This window comes from Flagellimonas olearia (assembly GCF_009184425.1).
Lineage (GTDB): Bacteria > Bacteroidota > Bacteroidia > Flavobacteriales > Flavobacteriaceae > Flagellimonas > Flagellimonas olearia.
This window is the reverse complement of sequence record NZ_WELG01000100.1, coordinates 1-365: the sequence shown is the minus strand read 5'-3', so window position 1 is coordinate 365 and position 365 is coordinate 1. Positions and strand designations below refer to the sequence as shown.

General features: G+C 55.6%; 1 protein-coding gene. It reads right to left on the bottom strand.

Annotated elements, in window-relative coordinates:
* The coding region (rfaE2, locus tag F8C76_RS19360) for a D-glycero-beta-D-manno-heptose 1-phosphate adenylyltransferase (RefSeq protein ID WP_152132960.1) at window positions 1–365 on the bottom strand (365 nt) is incomplete at both ends.

The following is a 365-nucleotide window of genomic DNA, read 5'->3' as shown; positions in this document are numbered from 1 at the left end:
GCACTTTTACCTCACCACCATAGCTTTTCACAAATTCGTGGCCCACCACCTGGTCTACGCTGTAGTCACCGCCTTTCACAAGAACATCTGGCTTAATGGACTCCAACAGTGGCTCCGGTGTATCAGTATCGAAAGCCACCACCCAGTCCACCGCCTCCAACGCAGCCAAGACTGCCATGCGGCGCTCAAGCGGATTAATAGGCCGACCCGGCCCCTTCAACCGTCGAATCGATTCATCACCGTTTACCGCAAGCACCAAGCGGTCCCCTTGCCGACGAGCCGTATCCAAATACCCCACATGACCGGCATGGATAATGTCGAAACAGCCATTGGTGAAAACGATTCTCTCGCCCTGGGCGCGAGCA